18 protein-coding genes and 1 pseudogene are annotated in these 16,143 nt (G+C 60.4%); 10 read left to right on the top strand and 9 right to left on the bottom strand.

Annotated elements, in window-relative coordinates; translation table 11 throughout:
* Positions 1–2 precede the first annotated feature (2 nt).
* The 4 genes and pseudogenes from ACA079_RS31285 to ACA079_RS31300 form a co-directional block, all read right to left on the bottom strand.
* Positions 3–770, bottom strand: a complete 768-nt coding sequence (locus ACA079_RS31285; protein WP_497702033.1) for a uroporphyrinogen-III synthase — start codon at positions 768–770, stop codon at positions 3–5.
* Positions 767–1,708 carry a hydroxymethylbilane synthase gene (gene hemC / locus ACA079_RS31290; protein WP_497702034.1) on the bottom strand — a complete coding sequence of 314 codons (942 nt, stop codon included), beginning with the start codon at positions 1,706–1,708 and terminating at the stop codon, positions 767–769. Before hemC ends, ACA079_RS31285 begins: the two co-directional genes overlap by 4 nt.
* A 137-nt stretch (positions 1,709–1,845) precedes the next feature.
* A complete protein-coding gene (locus ACA079_RS31295; protein ID WP_497702035.1) occupies positions 1,846–2,592 on the bottom strand; it encodes a LytR/AlgR family response regulator transcription factor in 747 nt (248 codons plus the stop codon).
* Positions 2,589–2,702 (bottom strand): annotated as a pseudogene (locus ACA079_RS31300) (sensor histidine kinase); the annotation flags it as partial. The gene ACA079_RS31295 and the pseudogene ACA079_RS31300, both read right to left, overlap by 4 nt.
* A gap of 349 nt (positions 2,703–3,051) precedes the next feature.
* On the opposite strand from ACA079_RS31300, the gene argH reads away from it, so the two are divergent.
* Positions 3,052–4,446 (top strand): argininosuccinate lyase, encoded by a 1,395-nt coding sequence (gene argH, locus ACA079_RS31305; protein WP_010465079.1) that lies wholly within the window; start codon positions 3,052–3,054, stop codon positions 4,444–4,446.
* Between the two features lie 101 nt (positions 4,447–4,547).
* Here the strand turns inward: argH and ACA079_RS31310 are convergent, their stop codons facing one another.
* The gene (locus ACA079_RS31310) at positions 4,548–5,207 is read right to left on the bottom strand and encodes a glutathione S-transferase family protein (protein ID WP_497702036.1); all 660 of its coding nucleotides are present in this window, start codon (positions 5,205–5,207) and stop codon (positions 4,548–4,550) included.
* 124 nt (positions 5,208–5,331) lie between these two features.
* Between ACA079_RS31310 and ACA079_RS31315 the strand changes: the two genes are divergently transcribed.
* From ACA079_RS31315 to ACA079_RS31325, 3 genes are all read left to right on the top strand, one after another.
* Positions 5,332–5,616, top strand: a complete 285-nt coding sequence (locus ACA079_RS31315) for a hypothetical protein (protein ID WP_008150274.1) — start codon at positions 5,332–5,334, stop codon at positions 5,614–5,616.
* A gap of 399 nt (positions 5,617–6,015) precedes the next feature.
* Positions 6,016–6,261 carry a TIGR02647 family protein gene (locus ACA079_RS31320; RefSeq protein ID WP_008150272.1) on the top strand — a complete coding sequence of 82 codons (246 nt, stop codon included), beginning with the start codon at positions 6,016–6,018 and terminating at the stop codon, positions 6,259–6,261.
* A 206-nt stretch (positions 6,262–6,467) separates the two neighbouring features.
* On the top strand, positions 6,468–9,314 hold the full coding sequence (locus ACA079_RS31325) for a class I adenylate cyclase (protein WP_497702037.1): 2,847 nt from the start codon (positions 6,468–6,470) through the stop codon (positions 9,312–9,314).
* A gap of 5 nt (positions 9,315–9,319) precedes the next feature.
* On the opposite strand, the gene rnk is transcribed toward ACA079_RS31325, so the two are convergent.
* The 3 genes from rnk to cyaY all read right to left on the bottom strand — a co-directional run bounded on the left by rnk (position 9,320) and on the right by cyaY (position 10,575).
* Entirely contained in the window at positions 9,320–9,730 is a 411-nt protein-coding gene (gene rnk / locus ACA079_RS31330) for a nucleoside diphosphate kinase regulator (RefSeq protein WP_046045088.1), read from the bottom strand.
* Between the two features lie 289 nt (positions 9,731–10,019).
* On the bottom strand, positions 10,020–10,238 hold the full coding sequence (locus tag ACA079_RS31335) for a DUF1289 domain-containing protein (protein ID WP_497702038.1): 219 nt from the start codon (positions 10,236–10,238) through the stop codon (positions 10,020–10,022).
* 4 nt (positions 10,239–10,242) lie between these two features.
* Positions 10,243–10,575, bottom strand: a complete 333-nt coding sequence (gene cyaY, locus ACA079_RS31340) for an iron donor protein CyaY (RefSeq protein ID WP_046045086.1) — start codon at positions 10,573–10,575, stop codon at positions 10,243–10,245.
* Between the two features lie 337 nt (positions 10,576–10,912).
* On the opposite strand from cyaY, the gene lptM reads away from it, so the two are divergent.
* The 6 genes from lptM to ACA079_RS31370 are packed head-to-tail and all read left to right on the top strand — an operon-like array spanning position 10,913 to position 15,526.
* Positions 10,913–11,086, top strand: a complete 174-nt coding sequence (gene lptM / locus ACA079_RS31345; protein WP_497269277.1) for an LPS translocon maturation chaperone LptM — start codon at positions 10,913–10,915, stop codon at positions 11,084–11,086.
* 9 nt (positions 11,087–11,095) lie between these two features.
* Positions 11,096–12,343 (top strand): diaminopimelate decarboxylase, encoded by a 1,248-nt coding sequence (gene lysA, locus ACA079_RS31350; protein WP_007894881.1) that lies wholly within the window; start codon positions 11,096–11,098, stop codon positions 12,341–12,343.
* Between the two features lie 4 nt (positions 12,344–12,347).
* Positions 12,348–13,178, top strand: a complete 831-nt coding sequence (gene dapF / locus ACA079_RS31355) for a diaminopimelate epimerase (protein WP_046053813.1) — start codon at positions 12,348–12,350, stop codon at positions 13,176–13,178.
* Positions 13,179–13,191: 13 nt separating this feature from the next.
* Entirely contained in the window at positions 13,192–13,917 is a 726-nt protein-coding gene (locus tag ACA079_RS31360; protein ID WP_497702039.1) for a DUF484 family protein, read from the top strand.
* Positions 13,918–13,919: 2 nt separating this feature from the next.
* Positions 13,920–14,819: a tyrosine recombinase XerC gene (xerC, locus tag ACA079_RS31365; protein WP_008150257.1), complete on the top strand. Its 900-nt coding sequence runs from the start codon at positions 13,920–13,922 to the stop codon at positions 14,817–14,819.
* Positions 14,816–15,526, top strand: a complete 711-nt coding sequence (locus tag ACA079_RS31370; protein ID WP_497702040.1) for an HAD family hydrolase — start codon at positions 14,816–14,818, stop codon at positions 15,524–15,526. Before xerC ends, ACA079_RS31370 begins: the two co-directional genes overlap by 4 nt.
* 191 nt (positions 15,527–15,717) lie before the next feature.
* Here ACA079_RS31370 and sutA read toward each other — a convergent pair whose 3' ends face one another.
* Positions 15,718–16,041, bottom strand: a complete 324-nt coding sequence (sutA, locus tag ACA079_RS31375; protein ID WP_415758644.1) for a dormancy-specific transcriptional regulator SutA — start codon at positions 16,039–16,041, stop codon at positions 15,718–15,720.
* Positions 16,042–16,143 lie beyond the last annotated feature (102 nt).

Genomic DNA, 16,143 nt, shown 5'->3' on the forward strand with positions numbered 1-16,143 from the left:
CATTAGAGAACGGGTCCGGGATGCTCCCGTAACGCCGTCAGCAAAGCCGCGGCACTGGCGCCACGACAATCCACAACTGTTTGGGCCCCGGCGGCACGTGCCAGCTCGGCGACCCTGGGGCTTGGAACAAACAACGGCAACCGCGCCAATTGCGGCCAGGCATCGCCGGCCAATTGATGCAGGTGCTCAAAACCCTGTCCACTGCTGACCACCAGCCCGTTCAAGCGTTCCGCTTCGATCAGGTCAGGCAGCGCTGCCGGCGGGTAGTGCGGCAGGTCGCGGCGGTACAACTCCAGATACTCGACACTAGCACCAAGCTCGCGCAAACGCTCAGCCAGCAACTCGCGCCCGCCCTCCCCGCGCATGATCAAAACGCGTGGACCGGGCCGCGCGATTGCCTCACGCAACTGAGGAAGTTCAAGCAAGGCTTCGCTGTCATCGCCATCCACCGGAAAGCTGACGTCCAACCCGTGATCCTCAAGGATCAGCGCGGTGGCTGCGCCCACGCTGAACCACTTCAAACGAGGGGGTTGCGGCCGATACCTGTCGAGCAGATCCATAGCAATTCTGGCGGCCGGTTTGCTGACCACGATCACCGCGCAATAGCGATCCAGACCCTGAATCACCTCGCGCATTGTGTCAGAGGCAGGAATCGGCTCGATCTCCAAAAGCGGCAAACTGCTGCTGAAAATCCCCTTTTCGGCCAAAAGACTGCTTAGCGCCGCCGACTCATCCGCGGGACGCGTCAGCAGCAGGCGCCAACCCGTCACTCGTGACCTGCCTCGCCGTAGACTGCTTTCAGAATGTCGTTGGCGCCTTGACTCAGCAGGTCTTCAGCCACTTGCACGCCCAAGGCTTCGGCTTCGCTACGTGGCGCACGAGCCTCGGCGCTGAGCAGCAGACCGCCGCCTGGATCACCGACAAGACCACGCAACCAGATCTGCTCGCCTTCAAGCACGGCATAGCAGGCGATCGGCACTTGGCAGCCGCCATTCAAATGTTTGTTGAGAGCACGTTCGGCGGTCACGCGGGTGGCGGTGTCCTGATGGTGCAGCGGCGCCAACAGCGCGTGAATTTCGCTGTCGACGCTGCGGCATTCGATACCCACCGCGCCTTGGCCACCGGCCGGCAGACTGTCGTCGACGCTGATGGCCGAGGTGATCCGATCTTCAAAGCCGAGACGAATCAGGCCGGCGGCGGCGAGGATAATGGCGTCGTATTCACCGGCATCGAGCTTGGCCAGGCGAGTGTTTACGTTGCCGCGCAGGAAGCGAATTTCCAGGTCCGGACGACGGGTCAGCAACTGGGCCTGACGGCGCAGACTGGAGGTGCCGATGATGCTGCCTTGCGGCAATTCGTCCAGGCTGGCGTAGGTGTTGGAGACGAAGGCATCACGCGGGTCTTCTCGCTCGCAGATGCAAAACAGACCGAGGCCTTCGGGGAAGTCCATCGGCACGTCCTTCATCGAGTGCACGGCGATGTCGGCTTCGTTTTCCAGCAGCGCAGTTTCCAGCTCTTTGACGAACAGGCCCTTGCCGCCGATTTTCGACAGTGGCGAGTCGAGCAACTTGTCTCCGCGACTGACCATGGGCACCAACGTCACAAGCAGACCCGGATGGGCCTCTTCCAGACGGGCTTTGACGTATTCGGCCTGCCACAGGGCGAGTGCACTTTTACGGGTGGCGATGCGGATTTCGCGAGAGGACATGGATCAATCCGTACTGAATAGATACGGCGGATAATAACAGCTCAGCCAAATCCACTTTGACTTGTATCAGAAAACGCGTGGCCTCCCTGGCCTCAGACATCCAGCAATCGGGATGAAACCCGCCCGTAAATGGCGGGTTAAAGCTGTTGCATCATCTTGCGCACGCCGGCCACATGCCGTCGGCTGACGATCAGGGCGTCGCCGTTCAAGCCTTTGAGGAACAGCTGAAAATGCCCCAGAGGCGTGCGTTGCAGGCGTTCGATACGTTCGCGGGCGACCAGCGCGTTGCGGTGGATTCGCACGAAGCGATCGCCAAATTCATCTTCAAGGGCCTTGAGCGGCTCATCCAGCAGCACTTCGCCGCCTTCGTGGCGCAAGGTCACGTATTTGTGATCCGCAATGAAGTAGACCACCTGACCCAACGGGATCAGTTCGATACCTTTACGGGTACGGGCGCTGATGTGGCTGCGCGGGCCGCTGCCACTTTCGGCGGCGGGACGGGTCAGGGCCGCGAGCTGGACGCGATTGGGCCGCTCGGCTTTTTTCAACGCTTCATGCAATTGTTCTGTACGCACAGGTTTCACCAGATAGCCTACGGCGCTGGCCTGTAAGGCTTCCACGGCAAATTCATCGGGCCCTGCGCAAAACACCACGGCGGGAGGGGTTTCGCGTTCGCACAATCGTGCAGCCACTTGCAGGCCATCGAGGCCCGGCATGCCGATATCGAGCAGCACGATATCGGGTTTGTGGCTGTCGATCAGAGCCAACGCCTCTTCGCCGTTCGTGGCGCTAGGCTCCAGGACACTGTATCCCTCGAGTTCGCCAACCATTCGGCTCAGGCGCTCGCGGGCAAGGGGTTCGTCATCAACGATCAGGACATTCATATTGCGCTGGATTCCTGCGTGAGTCTCGCACAAGGATAGCGTAGACAGGTGAAGTGACGTCCGTCACCGCGATCCACGCTAAGACTAGCGCGAGGGCCAAAAAGTGCCGCCCGACCGACGGCTAAATTTTCATCCGTCGTGCGTTTGGCGGCCCTGGCCCGCGTTGGCGAGGCATTGCCGTAGGGTTTGTTGATACACAATATGAACACCCCCTCTTCTTATAGTCAGCTGCAGCGTCTAGAAGTGCGCTGATCCTACTGTCCAACTGTAGACGGTTGCCGGCACGATATTGCTCAATTGATAAATATCGTTGCGCAAATCCCCTCGGCGTTGATTCGAGTATGGACCGCCGCCTGAGAAAAAAACGTATCGACCAGTGCCAGCGACAGGATTGGCAACCCTGTTATTATCCGCGACAGCTTTCTACGCCATCTTTCTTCAGCCGACACGAGCGAATTCATGAGCACTGACAAGACCAATCAGTCCTGGGGCGGCCGCTTCAGTGAACCCGTCGACGCCTTCGTCGCCCGCTTCACCGCCTCCGTCACTTTCGACCAGCGCCTGTATCGCCACGACATCATGGGCTCGATCGCTCACGCCACGATGCTGGCCAAGGTCGGCGTGCTGACCGATGCCGAGCGCGACAGCATCACCGATGGCCTGAAGACCATCCAGGGTGAAATCGAGGCCGGTCAGTTCGACTGGCGCATCGACCTCGAAGACGTGCACATGAACATCGAGGCGCGTCTGACCGACCGCATCGGCGTCACCGGTAAAAAGCTGCACACCGGCCGCAGCCGTAACGACCAGGTTGCCACCGACATCCGCCTGTGGCTGCGCGACGAGATCGACCTGATCCTGAGCGAAATCACCCGCCTGCAAAAAGGCTTGCTGGAGCAGGCCGAGCGCGAAGCCGGCAGCATCATGCCGGGCTTCACTCACCTGCAAACCGCGCAGCCAGTGACCTTCGGGCACCACATGCTGGCCTGGTTCGAGATGCTCAGCCGCGACTACGAGCGTCTGGTCGACTGCCGCAAGCGTACCAACCGCATGCCACTGGGCAGCGCCGCACTGGCGGGCACCACCTACCCGATCGACCGCGAATTCACCGCCCAACTGTTGGGCTTCGACGCTGTTGGCGGTAACTCGCTGGACAACGTTTCCGATCGTGACTTCGCCATCGAATTCTGCTCGGCCGCGAGCATCGCGATGATGCACTTGTCGCGCTTCTCCGAAGAGCTGGTGCTGTGGACCAGCGCGCAGTTCCAGTTCATCGATCTGCCAGACCGTTTCTGCACCGGCAGCTCGATCATGCCGCAAAAGAAAAACCCGGACGTTCCAGAGCTGGTGCGTGGCAAGACCGGCCGCGTATTCGGTGCGCTGATGGGCCTGCTGACCCTGATGAAAGGCCAGCCCCTGGCCTACAACAAGGACAACCAGGAAGACAAAGAGCCCCTGTTCGACGCCGCCGACACATTGCGCGACTCGCTGCGGGCCTTTGCCGACATGATCCCGGCGATCAAACCCAAGCACGCGATGATGCGTGAAGCAGCCCTGCGTGGCTTCTCCACCGCCACCGACCTGGCTGACTACCTCGTACGTCGTGGCCTGCCGTTCCGTGACTGCCACGAAATCGTTGGCCATGCCGTGAAGTACGGCGTGGAAAGCGGTAAAGACCTGGCGGAAATGAGCCTGGAAGAGCTGCGCAAGTTCAGCGACCAGATCGATCAGGACGTGTTTGCCGTGCTGACCCTGGAAGGCTCGGTGAATGCCCGTGACCATATCGGCGGGACTGCGCCGGCACAGGTCAAGAAGGCGGTGGCTCGCGGCCAGGCATTGCTCGCCAGCCGCTAAACCGTCAAAAGCATCGCGAGCAAGCTCGCTCCCACAGGTTCAATGTGATCCTTGTGGGAGCGAGCTTGCTCGCGATGACTGACTTCAGAACACTACAAAACCTACTTCTTGCCCGCGACCATCGCCCTAAACGCTGGCATCGCCGCTTCCTTGTCCGCCGCAATCCGCTGCACGTTCGGATTCCGTTCCAGACGCTCCAGCAACGCCTTGGCCGCCGGCATCTCGGCCAGCAAATCCAGGTCAAACAGCTTCTGCGCTACCGCACAGGCCAGCGGCACGCTGTAGAGGAAATACAAATCCGCAATGCTCAGGCTGTCGCCTGCCACATAAGGGGCGAACTTGCCGTGCCTGCCCAGTGAGGCAAACCCCAGCAGCAACTCGGCTTTGGTCTTGTCCTTGATCGCCTCCGGCACAGTCATGCCGAAAAATGCTTCGGCGTAGCAGGCACGCCCCGGCAATTCGATGTACAGCTCGATTTCCTTGGCCAGTGCCAGGACCTGCGACCGCTCAAAGGGATCGCTCGGCAACAGCGGCGTGCCTTTCTGGCTTTGTTCGAGGTATTCGAGAATCACGCTGGTTTCGTTTATGAAACCCTGTTCGACGCCCAGCACCGGCACCTTCCCGCGCGGGCTGATGGCTAATGCCTCGGGGCTCGGCCCCGGGTAAAACAGCACCTCTTCAAACGGCAGTCCCTTCTCGAGCAGCGCCAGCTTGACCATGTTGTAGTAGTTGCTGACGGAAAATCCATAAAGCTTGAGCATCACATAGCCTCCAGGCCGTGCGGGGTTGGCAGGTGCCTTTTATAGAACGCCGCGACGTTTCTTGCCAGCAGCATCACAGCGCTGAATGCAGGTAAACTGGCCGCCTTAACTTGAGGAGCCTGCCATGAGCGAGCCAACTGATATCGAAATCGACGAAGAAGAGTTCGCCGAAAACACCCTGGTCGAAGCCATCGAAAACCAGATCGAAAGCGACAACCCGCCGGCTGCCAAGGCCACCTTCAACAAGCTGACCCTGGTGGGTTACGAGCGTGAAGAAATTCTCAATTTGATGGCCCACGTTCTGGCAGTGGAAATCGACGCGATCCTCGAAGAAGACCGCGCGTTCAACACCGAATGGTATGAAGCTGCGTTGCGTGCATTGCCAGAGTTGCCGCCCGAAAAGAAATAACTCCGACCTGAAGGGCGCAGGCTTCTGTGGCGAGGGGATTTATCCCCGTTGGGTGGCGAAGCCGCCCCAAAACCATAGCACTCGGTGTATCAGGTATACCGTGTGCAATGGTTTTACGGCTGCTGCGCAGCCGAACGGGGATAAATCCCCTCGCCACAAAAATCCCTTCACCACAGGCAATCTCCATAACCACAAAAGCCCACTCCCACACAGAATGTAACCAATCAATCCCGCCTTCCTCCAGACCCTGTCTACACTGATTACCACCCCGCTGCCGCACCACCCACCGGGGAATGCTTCCCAAGGCGAAAAAACCCTGTCGCGAGCACTGGACATGCCGCACGAGTGGGATCACCTTAGGGACGCTGTCGTCCAATTCCTAGAAAGTCTGGAGTCCTTATGTCGCTTACCCCTGAGTTGGTTGCCGAACTGGAAATCCTCGCACTCTTCAACCTGGACAGTTCCCAGGAAGGTTTGAAAATTCATCAGACCGCTGCCCCGAAAGCCATTGCTGCCGCCCAAAGACTGTTCGACAAAGAACTGATCACCCAGCCAGATGGTGGTTATCTGACCAGCCTCGGTCGTGACGCCGCGCAAAATGTGCAAACCGTTCTGACCATTCTCAACGTCCGGGAAACTGCCTGAGCATTACCGTAGCGCCCACGGAAACCCCTGCTACGGGATTTCCGCGGGCACATTTCGTTACCTGCCCTGTTGCCTGCCGTCGCCCCGCGATAAAAATCTGACGCCAGAAAAACAAAATCAGCTTAAAAGTCCTGGAGCCGAGGCGCTAAACTGCCCCTCATCCGCAGACACCCACGTCTGTGCCCCGCGAGCCGGTTTGAGCTGACATGACCCGCACCCATGAAATCCGCCCCGATCTGGACGAGGGAATCGACCGCAAGGTTCTCAGCCAGCTGCGCGCACGTTTTCTGAAGCTCAATGAAGGCCGTATGGCCCGTGCCATGGAAGGGTTGTCGACCCGCCAGCAAGCGGTGCTGACCTTGTTGCCGCTGTTTTTCCACGTCAATCATCCGCTGTTGCCAGGGTATGTTTCGGGCAGCACGCCGGCCGGGCTGTCGAATTACGAACCCGACGCCAACACCCTCGCCGAAGCCCAGCGCCTGACCCGTTCGTTTTCCTATAAGCCCCGCCACGGCAGCAATCCGCCGCGACCGATTCACGGCCTGTTCCTGATGGGCAGCCTCGGCACCCTCGCCCAAGCCGACCAGAGCGACATGGACGTGTGGGTCTGTCACGGGCCGGACTTGAGCGAAAGCGACCTCGCTGAACTGCGCAAAAAATGCCAGCTCCTCGAAATCTGGGCTGCCAGTCAGGGCGCCGAGGCGCATTTCTTCCTGATCGACCCGACCCGTTTCGTACGCGGCGAACGTGATACGCAATTGAGTTCGGAAGACTGCGGCACCACCCAGCACTATCTGCTGCTGGACGAGTTTTATCGCACCGCGATCTGGCTGGCCGGACGCACGCCTGTCTGGTGGCTGGTGCCGGTCTACGAAGAAGCGAGCTACGACCGTTACACCCACACGCTCATGTCCAAGCGCTTCATCCGTGCCGACGAAACCCTGGACCTGGGACATCTGGCCTATATCCCGCCGGGGGAATTCATCGGTGCCGGACTCTGGCAGTTGTTCAAGGGCATCGAGTCGCCGTACAAATCGGTACTCAAACTGCTGCTGATCGAGGTCTATGCCAGCGAACACCCCAAGGTTCATTGCCTGAGCCTGCGCTTCAAGCAAGCGGTGTTTGCCAATCGGCTCGACCTTGATGAGCTGGACCCGTACGTCGTGGTCTACCGGCGCATCGAGGAATACCTGACCGCCCGTGGCGAGCCGGAACGGCTGGAGCTGGTACGCCGGGCGTTGTACCTGAAGGTCAATCGCAAACTCACCGGCAGCAACAGTCGCACTCAGAGCTGGCAGCGTTCGTTGCTCAAACGCCTGGCCCACGAATGGCAGTGGGATCATCGTCAACTGGCCCTGCTCGACAGCCGCAGCCAGTGGAAAGTCCGCCAGGTCGGCTCTGAACGCAGGGCCTTGGTCAACGAGCTCAATTACAGCTACCGCTTCCTGACCCAGTTCGCCCGCAACGAACAGACCGTCAGCCTGATCAACAAGCGCGACCTCAACGTGCTGGGTCGACGGCTGTACGCGGCTTTCGAGCGTAAAGCCGACAAGGTCGAGTTCATCAACCCTGGCATCGCCCCGGATCTGGCCGAAGACACCCTCACGCTGGTGCACGCGCCGAACAAAAAAGAATCGGGTCAAACTCAGTGGGGTTTGTACAACGGCAGCCTGACGGCCCTCGAATGGGAGCATTTCGCACCGATCAAGCGCAGCCGCCAATTGCTGGAGCTGCTGACCTGGTGTCACCGCAACGGTGTAATCGACAGCAGCACTCGCCTGGCCTTGCACCCCGGCAGCAGCGACCTGAGCGAGTTCGAGCTGTTCAACCTGCTCGGCAGCCTGCAACAGAGCATCGCCCTGCCGCTGACGACCGTCGCCGAAGAACCTTTACTGCGCGCCAGTGTGCCGAGCGAAGTGCTGATTCTGGTGAACGTCGGCGTCGATCCACTCAAGCACCACCGCGACTTGAACATCCTGATGACCACCGAGCGTACCGACTCCCTGAGTTACGCCGGCGTCCGGGAAAACCTGGTGCTGACCCTGGATCAGGTCACGCTCAATAGCTGGAACGAAGTGCTGGTCAGCCGTTTCGACGGCCCTCACGCGCTGCTCGACTGCGTGCGCGATTACCTCAACAACCTGCCCAGTGGGCTACAACAACCCACGTTGCGGGTTCGTTGCTTCTGCCACAACCGCGCACAGTTTATAGCCCGGCGGGTCGAAGAGATCCTCGACACCGCGCAGACCCTGCTGTTGAGCAAACTCAATCATCGCTACCTGATTCAGGTCCAACAGCACTACCACGTGCTGGAACTGGTTCCCGGCCAGGTCAATCATGTCGCCCTCGCCACGCTGCCGGCGCTGGTCGATTACCTGGGCGAAGAGCTGGCAAGCTACAGCCCGCTGCACCTGGACCCGATGGCACTGGAAGACCACGACCTGGCGCTGGTCCTGCCAATGGGCCAGCCCGATTGCATTCAGGTGTTCTACCGGATCAACGAATACCGCGCCGACCTGTACGTGCTGGATGAATTCAATGCCCTGTGGCAGCAGCGCTTGCCCTACCACGATGAGCAAAGCCTGCTGGTGCCGCTGCAACGTTTCCTGCAATCGATCCAGTACCGGCGCGACGCCTTGCTGCCGATGGACGTCGCCCAGCCGCTGAGCCTGGACATCTTGTATTACCAACTGCTGCCCTCCGGCCCCGTACGTGCGCGTCGGGTCGAAGCTCGGCCAGCGCCGGAAACCCCGGTCAACAAACCGTTCTACGACGTACAGGCGATTGTCGGCAAAGCCGCACCGGGACAGGTGCAGGTCACGTTGTATTGCAATCAGCGGGAATTTTCAGAGCTGGAACATGGCGACCAACTGTTCAGCGTGGTCGCCCGGGAAATCGTCGAGCAGCGCCGTGAAACCGAACGCTATCGCTGCTACATCACCGACCTGGACCTGTCGGGCCTGCTCGGTGATGGTCAAAGTTCAAGCATTTTGTATTTGCGCTACAAGGCTGACCTGGAGCGCGCATTGAACGAGGCGCTCGAGCAGGTCTGAGGGGTTTACTCTGGAAAGTGGCCGCCCTCGGCCGGCTGCGATTCGACTTCCAGCAGGGTCAGTTTCAGTGTCTTGCCGCCCGGAGCCGGCCAGTCGATGTGCTGACCAACCTTGAGACCGAGCAGTGCGCTGCCGACCGGCGCCAGAATGGAAATCTTGCCTTCATCGGCATTGGCGTCTTTGGGATAAACCAGCGTCAGGTGATAGTCCTTGCCGCTGCCTTCTTCGCGGCAATGCACACGGGAATTCATGGTCACGACATCGGCGGGCACTTCATCGTGACCGACCAGGGTATCGGCGCGGTCCAATTCGGTTTGCAGCGCGATAACGCCCGGCAGCGTGTCATCCAGGCTGTCGATCAGGCGCTCCAGACGTTGAACGTCCAGACGGGTAAGAGTGATTGAAGGTGCGGTCATGATTTGGGCAGACTCCTTTCTTCTGCACAGAAAAAGCAAAACCCCGCCAGAAAAAGGCGGGGTTTTCACGAGCCTCGATGGGTTGAGGCGTTTCTCGACACTATCACAGCTCAATAAATATACAAGTCAGGCCGCTGAACGCCCTCTTTAGGGTTGGCGAATAACTTTGTGGCGAGGGAGCTTGCTCCCGCTGGGGCGCGTAGCGGCCCCGAAATGTTCACGACTGCTACGCAGCCGAACGGGAGCAAGCTCCCTCGCCACAAGTAAGCATCGTTACCCAATAGAGTGATCAGACCGCAGATTTTCGCTGAACAGCCTGCGCACAAATCACCCGGCGCCGATCGTCATCGGCCGAGCGCCATTCGCGGATGTCTTCGACATGGCGAAAACACCCAAGGCAGACCTTCTGCTCATCCAGCCGACACACGCCGCTGCATGGCGAAGCCACCGCCGGGCTGACATTGCTGTAGAGCGGTTTGGGCGGACGAACGGGCGCAGGCTGGGTCACGATCTCACAGGCCTTCGAAATCGAGCTCGGCGTCAGCTTGCTGCTTGACGATGCGCTCGAGCATTTCGCCCAGTTGCTCTTCGCTCTTGTCGCACATCCAGCGCTCGCTCTCTTCGTCGTAATCGAAGTGGAAACCACCGGAAACGGCCGCCAGCCACAGCTGCCGCAGCGGTTCCTGACGGCTGAAGATCAACTGGCTGCCGTTTTCGAACTTGACGGTGAGCACACCGGCCGAGCTCTCCAGATCGATATCCAGGTCACACTCGTCAAAAATATCCTCCAGCGTCTGCTGGGTGGCATCGACCAGATCGTGGAAACGGGCTTCAGTCAAACTCATTGCGGGAACCTCAAAAAGTGTCTACTCACGCTCAAGCGCCGCAAGATACGGGCGAGCCCCGGTGATTGCAAAGGATAACGACCAAGGGCCGATATAGGTACATCAAACGCAGTACCTGTGGGAGCGGGCCTTTGTGGTGAGGGGATTTATCCCCGTTGGGTTGCGAAGCAGCCCCAGCAGTTCAAGGTTAAACGGAAGTGCTTGCGACTGCTTCGCAGCCGAACGGGGATAAATCCCCTCACCACAAGCCCCGCCGGACGGGAGCCCCGTCGCATAGGCAAGCTGCCGGGTGGCCGGTATACTCCGGCGCAATTAATGCATTTTCAAGGATTTCGCCATGAAGCGCCTGATCTCTTCCCTTGCTGCGCTCGTCGCGGTTGCCTGCCTTGTATCGGCCTGTGGTCAAAAAGGCCCGCTGTACCTGCCTGACGACAGCCAGGATCCTGCCGAGCAAGCCAAGTCATCGCAGAAGTCTCCGTCGAAAGCACACAAGCACGACGTCTACCAATAAGGGAACGCCATGGACGCTTTTAACTACCGTGACGGCGAGCTGTTCGCGGAAGGTGTTGCCCTGTCCGCCATCGCCGAACGCTTTGGCACACCGACCTACGTCTACTCCCGTGCGCACATCGAAGCCCAGTACCTGGCTTACGCCGATGCGCTGGCCGGCATGCCGCACCTGGTCTGCTTTGCGGTCAAGGCCAACTCCAACCTGGGTGTACTGAATGTCCTGGCGCGTCTGGGCGCTGGTTTCGACATCGTCTCCCGTGGTGAACTGGAACGCGTACTGGCCGCTGGCGGCAGCGCCGACAAGATCGTCTTCTCCGGTGTCGGCAAGACCCGTGACGACATGCGTCGCGCCCTGGAAGTCGGCGTGCACTGCTTCAACGTCGAATCCACCGATGAGCTGGAACGTCTGCAAGTGGTCGCCGCCGAGCTGGGCGTTCGCGCACCGATCTCGCTGCGCGTGAACCCGGATGTCGACGCCGGCACCCACCCGTACATTTCCACCGGTCTTAAAGAGAACAAGTTCGGCATCGCCATCGCCGACGCCGAAGACGTGTACATCCGCGCCGCCCAACTGCCAAACCTGGAAGTGGTCGGTGTCGATTGCCACATCGGCTCGCAACTGACCACCCTGCCGCCCTTCATCGACGCCCTCGATCGCCTGCTGGGCCTGGTCGACCGCCTCGGCGATTGCGGCATTTACCTGCGCCACATCGATCTCGGTGGTGGTTTGGGCGTGCGTTATCGCGATGAAGAGCCGCCATTGGCTGCCGACTACATCAAAGCCGTGCGCGAGCGTCTCGACGGTCGTGATCTGGCATTGGTGTTCGAGCCGGGCCGCTTTATCGTCGCCAACGCCGGCGTGCTGCTGACCCAGGTCGAGTACCTCAAGCACACCGAACACAAAGACTTCGCCATCGTCGACGCAGCCATGAACGACCTGATCCGCCCGGCGCTGTACCAGGCCTGGATGGACGTCACCGCCGTGCGCCCGCGCAATTCCGCTGCCCGTGCCTACGACATCGTCGGGCCGATCTGCGAGACCGGCGACTTCCTGGCCAAGGATCGTCAGCTGGCCCTGGAAGAAGGCGACCTGCTGGCCGTGCATTCGGCCGGTGCCTACGGGTTTGTCATGAGTTCCAACTACAACACCCGCGGCCGTGCCGCTGAAGTGTTGGTGGACGGTGATCAGGCATTTGAAGTGCGTCGCCGTGAGACGGTAGCCGAGTTGTTTGCTGGCGAAAGCCTGCTGCCGGAGTAAAACCATGCTGCTGCGTTTTACCAAGATGCACGGCCTGGGCAATGACTTCATGGTCCTCGACCTGGTCAGCCAGCATGCGCACATCCTGCCCAAACACGCCAAGCAATGGGGCGATCGGCATACAGGTATCGGTTTCGACCAGTTGCTGATCGTCGAAGCGCCCAGCAACCCGGATGTGGATTTCCGCTATCGGATTTTCAACGCCGACGGCTCCGAAGTGGAACAGTGCGGCAACGGTGCGCGCTGCTTCGCACGCTTCGTGCTCGACAAGCGCCTGACCGCGAAGCGGCAGATCCGCGTCGAGACCAAAAGCGGCATCATCGAACTGGATATCCGCAGCGACGGGCAGATCGGTGTCAACATGGGTGCACCGCGCCTGGTGCCGGCCGAGATTCCATTTGAAGCGCCGGAGCAGGCCACGAGCTATCAGGTTGACGTCGACGGCACCCTGGTCGACCTGGCCGCCGTGTCCATGGGCAACCCCCATGCCGTGCTGCGGGTCAGCGACATCAACAATGCACCGGTGCATGAACTGGGGCCGAAAATCGAAAACCATCCGCGCTTCCCGGCGCGAGTCAATGTCGGTTTTCTCCAGGTCATCGACCGCAACCGCGCGCAGCTGCGCGTCTGGGAACGCGGGACCGGGGAAACCCAGGCGTGCGGAACCGGCGCTTGCGCTGCCGCAGTGGCCGCGATCAGCCAGGGGTGGATGGATTCGCCGCTATTGATCGACCTGCCCGGCGGGCGTCTGTCCATTGAATGGGCAGGCCCAGGCCAACCGGTCATGATGACCGGCCCGGCAGTGCGCGTTTATGAAGGACAAGTGCGTCTTTGAGAGAGTCGAATCCATGAAAGATAAGCCCCAGGTTCCCGCCCTACAGCCCGACGAATCCCCTTCCGAAAGCCTTGAGGCGGCGGCGATTGCCGCGTACCTGGAGGCTCATCCGGATTTCTTCGTCGAGCATGAAGACCTGCTCGCAACCTTGCGCATTCCGCACCAGCGCGGCGACACCATTTCGCTGGTCGAACGCCAGATGAGCATCCTGCGCGACCGCAATATCGAGTTGCGTCATCGCCTCTCGCACTTGATGGACGTGGCCCGCGACAACGACCGCCTTTTCGACAAGACCCGTCGCCTGATTCTCGCGCTGATGGACGCCACCAGCCTGGAAGACGTGGTGATCAGCGTCGAAGACAGCCTGCGCCAGGACTTCCAGGTGCCCTTCGTCAGCCTGATCCTGCTGGGTGACAATCCCATGCCGGTGGGCCGCTGGGTGACCCATGCCGACGCGCAAACAGCCATCGGCGGCTTGCTCTCGGAAGACAAAAGCGTCAGCGGCAGCCTGCGTGAACACGAACTGGACTTCCTGTTTGGCGAAGAACAGCGCAAACAGATCGGCTCCACCGCCGTTGTCGCCATCAGCTACCAAGGCATCCACGGCGTCCTGGCCATCGCCAGCCGCGACCCGCAGCACTACAAGAGTTCGGTGGGCACGCTGTTCCTCAGCTACATCGCCGAAGTCATGGGCCGCGTGCTGCCACGGGTCAACACCTCCCTGCGCTCGGTACGCTGATCGTGGAACGGCAACTGGACGCTTACTGCGAACACCTGCGCAGTGAGCGACAGGTGTCGCCCCATACGCTGTATGCCTACCGTCGCGACCTCGACAAAGTGCTGGGCTGGTGCGTCAAACAGAACATCAGCAGTTGGGCGGCCCTGGACATCCAGCGCCTGCGCAGCCTGATCGCACGCCTGCATTCACAGGGGCAATCTTCGCGCAGCCTGGCGCGGCTGCTGTCGGCGGTGCGCGGGCTCTATCACTATCTGAACCGCGAAGGCCTCTGCGACCACGACCCAGCCAACGGCCTGGCGCCGCCGAAGGGCGAACGTCGGCTACCAAAAACCCTCGACACCGATCGCGCACTGCAACTGCTTGAGGGCGCGGTGGAGGATGATTTTCTGGCGCGTCGGGATCAGGCGATTCTGGAGCTGTTCTATTCCTCGGGTTTACGGCTGTCGGAGCTGACCGGGCTCAATCTGGATCAGCTGGACCTGGCCGACGGCATGGTTCAAGTGCTCGGCAAGGGCAGCAAGACCCGACTGCTGCCGGTCGGCAAAAAAGCTCGCGAAGCGCTGGAGTTATGGCTACCGCTACGGGCCATGACCAACCCGGCGGACGACGCGGTGTTTGTCAGCCAGCAAGGCCGGCGCCTCGGCCCACGGGCGATTCAGGTGCGGGTTAAAGCCGCTGGCGAGCGCGAGCTGGGACAGAACCTGCATCCGCACATGTTGCGTCACTCCTTTGCCAGCCATTTGCTCGAGTCGTCCCAGGACCTGCGGGCGGTTCAGGAGTTGCTCGGCCACTCGGACATCAAAACCACCCAGATCTACACCCACCTGGACTTCCAGCACCTGGCGACGGTTTACGACAGCGCCCATCCACGGGCCAAACGCATCAAAGGCGATGAGTCATGAGAATCCAATTGATCACCTTCGACCTCGACGACACCCTGTGGGATACCGCCCCGGTGATCGTCAGCGCCGAAGCCATATTGCGTGAATGGCTGACCGAGCATGCACCGAATCTGGGCGCCGTGCCGGTGGAGCATTTGTGGGCGATTCGCGAGCGGATCCTGAGCAGTGAGCCGGGCCTCAAGCACCGCATCAGCGCCCTGCGCCGCCGCGTCTTGTTCCATGCGCTGGAAGAGGCCGGTTACGACCATGATCAGGCCTCAGACCTGGCCGATCAGAGTTTTGAAGTGTTTCTGCATGCGCGGCATCAGCTGGAAATCTTCCCGGAGGTGCAACCAACGCTGGAGACGCTGGCCAATCACTACGCCCTCGGCGTGGTCACCAATGGCAACGCCGATGTGCGCCGGTTAGGGCTGGCGGACTACTTCAAGTTTGCTTTGTGCGCCGAAGACATCGGCATCGGCAAACCAGATGCGCGACTGTTTCATGAGGCGTTGCAGCGTGGTGGTGCGACGGCCGAGACGGCCGTGCATATCGGCGATCATCCGGGTGACGACATTGCCGGCGCCCAGCAGGCGGGATTGCGGGCGATCTGGTTTAACCCGGCAGGCAAGGTTTGGGAAGCCGAGAAGGCACCGGATGCCGAGATTCGCAGCCTGAGCGAGTTGCCGGCGTTGTTGGCCCTCTGGAACGCCCAACACCAATCCTGAAAACACCACGCCCCTGTAGGAGCCGAGCTTGCTCGCGATTGCGGCGTTACATTCAGAGTTTTTATCGACTGATACACCGCAATCGCGAGCAAGCTCGGCTCCTACAGGGTTGCGTCAAGCCCAAGACATTTGTTTTACCCATGAAAAAGCCCGCAGCGACGGCGGGCTTTTTCAGCAAGCAAGTAGCAGGCTCAGATAGGTCGGCTGCCGTACTTGTTGTCAGGCTTCTTGGGCGGATCGGCGACCACATTGGCCTCCACTTCCTGCACCTTGCCGCCCTTGGCCAGGAACTCTTCCATGGCCCGCGCCAGAGCATCACGCTCCTTGTTTTTCGCTTCGACGCTCGGCAGCTCATCGACCGATACCGCTGCCTTGGCTTTGCCTTTGGCGGTCGGAACGGGCGTTTCACCGCCATCGTCATCAGCAACGTCTTCCGCTGCTGTTTCCAGACCTTCTTCGGTTTCGTCGTCGTCGCCTACTTCGAGGTCGTCGTTTTCCAGATCATCGTCGCTCATGTTCTACCTCATGACTTGCGAAAAGCAGATTAGTTATAGCCCAGCTTCGCCGTCTGTCGAAGGCCGCCGGAAAAAATTCTACAACCGCTGGCAACCAGCGGC

It is taken from the genome of Pseudomonas sp. LBUM1645 (genome assembly GCF_059716185.1).

Coding starts and splice junctions, on each gene's coding strand:
- sutA (WP_415758644.1), bottom strand. CDS start 16,041: ATGAGCGACGATGATCTGGAAAACGACGACCTCGAAGTAGGCGACGAC.
- hemC (WP_497702034.1), bottom strand. CDS start 1,708: ATGTCCTCTCGCGAAATCCGCATCGCCACCCGTAAAAGTGCACTCGCC.
- ACA079_RS31310 (WP_497702036.1), bottom strand. CDS start 5,207: ATGCTCAAGCTTTATGGATTTTCCGTCAGCAACTACTACAACATGGTC.
- argH (WP_010465079.1), top strand. CDS start 3,052: ATGAGCACTGACAAGACCAATCAGTCCTGGGGCGGCCGCTTCAGTGAA.
- rnk (WP_046045088.1), bottom strand. CDS start 9,730: ATGACCGCACCTTCAATCACTCTTACCCGTCTGGACGTTCAACGTCTG.
- ACA079_RS31325 (WP_497702037.1), top strand. CDS start 6,468: ATGACCCGCACCCATGAAATCCGCCCCGATCTGGACGAGGGAATCGAC.
- ACA079_RS31360 (WP_497702039.1), top strand. CDS start 13,192: ATGAAAGATAAGCCCCAGGTTCCCGCCCTACAGCCCGACGAATCCCCT.
- lptM (WP_497269277.1), top strand. CDS start 10,913: ATGAAGCGCCTGATCTCTTCCCTTGCTGCGCTCGTCGCGGTTGCCTGC.
- dapF (WP_046053813.1), top strand. CDS start 12,348: ATGCTGCTGCGTTTTACCAAGATGCACGGCCTGGGCAATGACTTCATG.
- ACA079_RS31315 (WP_008150274.1), top strand. CDS start 5,332: ATGAGCGAGCCAACTGATATCGAAATCGACGAAGAAGAGTTCGCCGAA.
- ACA079_RS31370 (WP_497702040.1), top strand. CDS start 14,816: ATGAGAATCCAATTGATCACCTTCGACCTCGACGACACCCTGTGGGAT.
- ACA079_RS31295 (WP_497702035.1), bottom strand. CDS start 2,592: ATGAATGTCCTGATCGTTGATGACGAACCCCTTGCCCGCGAGCGCCTG.
- lysA (WP_007894881.1), top strand. CDS start 11,096: ATGGACGCTTTTAACTACCGTGACGGCGAGCTGTTCGCGGAAGGTGTT.
- cyaY (WP_046045086.1), bottom strand. CDS start 10,575: ATGAGTTTGACTGAAGCCCGTTTCCACGATCTGGTCGATGCCACCCAG.
- ACA079_RS31320 (WP_008150272.1), top strand. CDS start 6,016: ATGTCGCTTACCCCTGAGTTGGTTGCCGAACTGGAAATCCTCGCACTC.